The organism is Colwellia sp. E150_009 (assembly GCF_053543955.1).
Map to the genome: position 1 here is coordinate 1 of NZ_JBHFOM010000076.1, position 4,774 is coordinate 4,774.

Genomic DNA, 4,774 nt, shown 5'->3' on the forward strand with positions numbered 1-4,774 from the left:
GAGTTACCTTTTTTTGTTTAAATTAAAGATTCGACACCTTTAATAAAAACGGGTAACTCTCAACTTTTCAAGTCGATGTGTCAGATTAAGTCGGAACTAATACAGTTTATTCATAATTACCTCGGATTAATGTGTTGAGGTAATTACGCTTACATAGACAGCCAGTTTAGTTGGTTATTTTTCTATGATCTTAGAGACTAAACATGCATTTGGTAAACTTAAGTATATTCCATCTTGAGTCAACTCTAATTCTAATAAGTCCCCAGCTAATCTTTTATTCATGTCTGCTATTCTCGAAGGATCTTTTCCTTCAAACCAGATGAAAGGCCCTGAATCAAAAGTAAGTACAGCTTCATTTTTTTCTTCAGCTAAATGTTTCATTGATAGTGATTGTTCCCAATTACCAACTAGGTCCAAACCGGGTAACAATTGTGTTTTAAATCCGCAATTATTGCCGTCTGCTATATATCTGCCATTACTGAAATTAAAAGTGCTTATGTTGCAGGTAGAATTAACTTTTATTCCGAGGCTTTCTAAAAGTGTTTCTGGCTCCACTTTTTCTTTTTTAGATAAAATTTCATTTAATTTCGATATTCCAGTTTGATATTGAACTTTTTCTTTTTTAGTTACAGGTAAGGTAGTTACAAAGCAATGAGATTGAGGGTTGTTAAAATCACACTCTAGGGAGCACCGTCCTACTGGTAGAGGATCGAACAAGGTTAAACCCTGTATTTGTAAACCATCTAGTCTAGGTGTTTTTTTAGTTGTTTTTGCCTTTTCGGGAGTATCTTTAGTATTATCTTTGATTACTTTGACGTATTTGGCATTTTCTACCTCATCCAAATTATTATCGACATCGCAGTTTGTGAAATAACTCATTTGATAGGTTGATTGGGGGCCAATCGGTATATTTTTTGGGTAAACACTTTGAAAAACCTCGCTTCCTGCGTCATTCACATGAGAAACTTCAATATCAACTGTTACTATTACTGGCGATTCATTTGAATTTTTAATTAAATTACATCGTTTATATTGCATACCACTTCTGGGGCAACTATTTACGCTTGAATGGTCTCCTTGTATACAGATAATGTTATTTTCTATTTCAATCTTTTCAAGAGCTTTGTCTTTAACCTCAATATATACACTGGTGTCGTGTATGGTTGAACCATCTGAGTTGCACTTCGAAAAATAACTTTCTTCAACGAGAGAGTTTGAACCAACCTGAACTTTATCCTTTTTACCTTTCTTAAAGATACTTTCTCCATTTACATCTGTAAATTGAGAATTTATATATACATCAAAGACTTTAGTTCTGTCAGTCGTATTAGACAATTTATTACAATATTTTTTTGGCTGTCCATCTTCTATGCATTCTATAACATCATTTGAATCAGGCTGCGCACACTCAACTTTATTTTCAATAATTAGCGCAGGGCTGGCAGGTATTGTCGGACGATTGTTGTGTGAAACTTCGGGTATTTTTATACACCCTTGGATTATTATAAAAGAAGAACATAATATTATTAATGGAAGTTTCATTTTAAAAAGCCTCAATTGCGTATTCAATAAGTGGTGCTATTGCTGTGGTCACATTATCCGTCATCTCAAATACTTGGGTACTTTGGATGTTATTTGGCATTGTGATTTTACTTTCTTTTACCACAAAAGAAGGATGAACATATTGCTGTAAGATTTGCTTATTGTTTGTTTCTTGCAACTTAATCGTTTGTTTTTTATCCCCAAAGTTAATGGATGCAGTTAAGATGCCTTCAACATTAAGCATTTGTAGAGATAGATTAACCGCTTTAGATTTAACTAATTTTCTTTCCCCATAATATCGTTTCTCTTTGTAACAACAACTTCCGACTAGACAGCCTTTACATTGGTTTCTATTATTCTTTTTGCATTTATAATAATTTACTCTTGCCTTGGCATTGAGAGTATCTGTTGGCATGTTGGCTGCAAAATATTGTTCTATAACAGGGTAAGGTTTATTTTTTATAAGTTCATTGATGATTACTAGTTCAATGTCTCTATATTGAGCAATTGTGTTTTCTCCTACACATTGCTTTGCAGGGGGCGTTGCTATCGTTTTATCTAATTTTTGGTTTAAGAGCTTTTGAATGTTGTTTGTCTGAAGTTCATGTGTAATTCGATACTTTATTTTTTCTTCTTTGTTTAAATATCGCTTATTACAATTATATTTAGATATATATTCTGATTGTGCTGATTGTTCTATTTTATGTAAGAGTGTTCCTTCTTCCTGCTTTAAGTTAGGTAAAAAAGGAAGACCTTTACCCTTAGAAAAAGGAGGAGGGCTATATTCTTTAAGATAAGCGTCTAACGTTTCATCAGGTTGAAATGATTCACTAAGAAGAATCATTTTTCCGTATTTTTTTAAGGTTTTATTAATAAAAACATTATATTGTTCAGTATTAAATATTTTATATTGAGTGCTCAGAATCTTTTTTGCTGAAATAAACGATTCAACTTTTACATTGATAGAGCCTAACGTTGATAGCTTCAATTCGATTGAGTTGTCGGGTGCCTTTCTCTTTACTATTAAATCACTTTCTTCTGTTTCATCACAATTGAACCGTTTAGTATATTCTAAATAGTCTCGGAACAAGTCTAAGTCTCTATTTATTTCAACTTGAATGACATCAAAGATAGAATTTTGACCGAGTGCGTCTATAGGAGTGTCTGGTTCATCTAACCACTCAGGTGGAACTCTGTCACCAAATGCCCCTATGGGAACATCTTTCCATTGAGGTTGAAACCTATTTCCAAGAGAAAGTTCATTAATGGAATCTATTAATTGTTTTGGTAAATCCTTTTGTTTTATTTTTGTATTAGCAAATGAAGTAAATACAAATATACAGGTGAATGAAAGTAAAATCACCGTCCTTGAGATTAGTTTTGCCATAGTTCACTTGTTATTGTTTATCGTCCTGTTTAAATAATAACCAATGACATGTTTATTTTCAATGATTAAGTTTTTTCGAATAACGTTAGTTGCTCTTGAGCTTGCCACAGATGTCCAGAGCAGTTAGCTAGTAAGTTGTTTAGTTCGAGCGATTTTTTATAAATAAAAGGAGCAAAGGAAAATATAATTCCTTGATCTTTTATCGCTTTTGTTACCTTACCATGGCAAGCATGATTAATTGCCGCCCAGCGCTCGATGCACACATAGTCAGCTAAAAAGTTAGCAATGGATTTACCAGAGTATGTAGGTGTTGAAGGCGTACTAGGTAACTTATCTAAGTAAGCCATCTTTTCAAGTTGTATTACTTGGTTTCGAGATATTGATAATATCCGCATAGCACGTGAGATGGATACGTTAGCCTCATTATTTAAGTACGTTGTTTCTAGAAAGTCCGCCAAGACTGTTTCGTTTATACATATCGTATCGATAAGTGAATTAGCAGTTAAATCAATATAGATTGGCAATTTATACTTGTAAATTTCGACTAATATTTCCTCACTCGTTAACGTATAAATTTCCAATAATTCACGTAATTCACCAAGCGTACTGGTTTCATGTTGTTTAGCTGTATTTTGCTCTTTAGTTTGGTTGATAAAATCAGAGATATCTATAAAGCTAAACCTTCCTCGGCCAACTTTAGTGACGGTTGAGATTGAAGGTATTTTAAATAACTCACGAGATAGACCTAAATCACAACCTAGCATCTTCGCAAATCCTGATTGGTCAAGGTGGTTAATAAGTTGCTCATCTTTTTCAAATAACGAACAATCTTCCACCGACTTATTTCTGGCACTGCACGCAGTCACATGGCTACACCGCAAAGTAAGAGCTGAGGGTACGACATCACACATTTTTGGCGTAAAACCGCTCACCAACCACTTATTATGCAACCTTTCCTGCATTGTTATAATCGGATAAAAGGTTGCCTTGTCACCTAAAATGGAATAATGCTCTCTGGTACATAACATTGATGAACACCAGTGCTCAATTGTGTCCCTATCTGATAATAGCTTATAGGCTAAATCACATAGCTCAGACCAATTTGAAACGTAGTTAGGTAGCTGTTTAATACCATGGTGAACTGAATCAAATGGTCTCAGTGCTCTCATACTTGCGGTGAGTAAATCTTCGATGAATTCAGTTGTTTCTTCATTAGTGACTTGATGAAAGTGCCTCACATAAGCAGGTGTTTCACTGAGGGGCTGTAATGCTGCTATTTCACGCCAACTAGCATCACACTCACTGCACCCATAGTTGAGTAACTCCTCGCTCCAATTTAGCTTCTCACCACACATGCAATGCGATATTAACTGCATATCATGTGTTTGACAGTGGGTAATAGGGTAAAGCTGCCAATGTGATAACGTATGATTCTGTGAGGTCATACATTCAGGGCAAACATGAGGACTTTTCTCCAATAATGCTCGATACCCTAGCGGCCCTTCATTAGTAATGTTAGCAACATTAGATGATAGTGGTGACAATATACTTGTATCCTCAATTCCTGCTACCTGTTGTACGAATTCAAGCAGGCTTTCTTCCCAGCTATTGATTGAAATGTGCTTATTTACACTATATTCATCGAAAAAGTGCTTCGTTACTAAATAGTCATTTGCCAAGCTCAAACGAGTCAAATAACTGCGGATACTTTCGTTACTATGCGGAGGTGCATATTCTCTCCAGCTTTGATCACCCAATTGCATTAACTTTGATCGCTTATTCTCATTAAGCTTTGATCACTAGTATCACTTGTAAATGATCACTTTTGTGCTCTTAATGATTTTG

General features: G+C 34.7%; 3 protein-coding genes. All 3 read right to left on the reverse strand.

Annotated elements, in window-relative coordinates; translation table 11 throughout:
- Positions 1-174 precede the first annotated feature (174 nt).
- Positions 175-1,542: a hypothetical protein gene (locus ACE1OF_RS19370; RefSeq protein ID WP_448896514.1), complete on the reverse strand. Its 1,368-nt coding sequence runs from the start codon at positions 1,540-1,542 to the stop codon at positions 175-177.
- A 1-nt stretch (position 1,543) separates the two neighbouring features.
- Complete coding sequence (locus ACE1OF_RS19375; protein ID WP_448896515.1) at positions 1,544-2,929, reverse strand: hypothetical protein; 1,386 nt, start codon at positions 2,927-2,929, stop codon at positions 1,544-1,546.
- 65 nt (positions 2,930-2,994) lie between these two features.
- The gene (locus tag ACE1OF_RS19380) at positions 2,995-4,692 is read right to left on the reverse strand and encodes a TniQ family protein (protein ID WP_448896516.1); all 1,698 of its coding nucleotides are present in this window, start codon (positions 4,690-4,692) and stop codon (positions 2,995-2,997) included.
- Positions 4,693-4,774 lie beyond the last annotated feature (82 nt).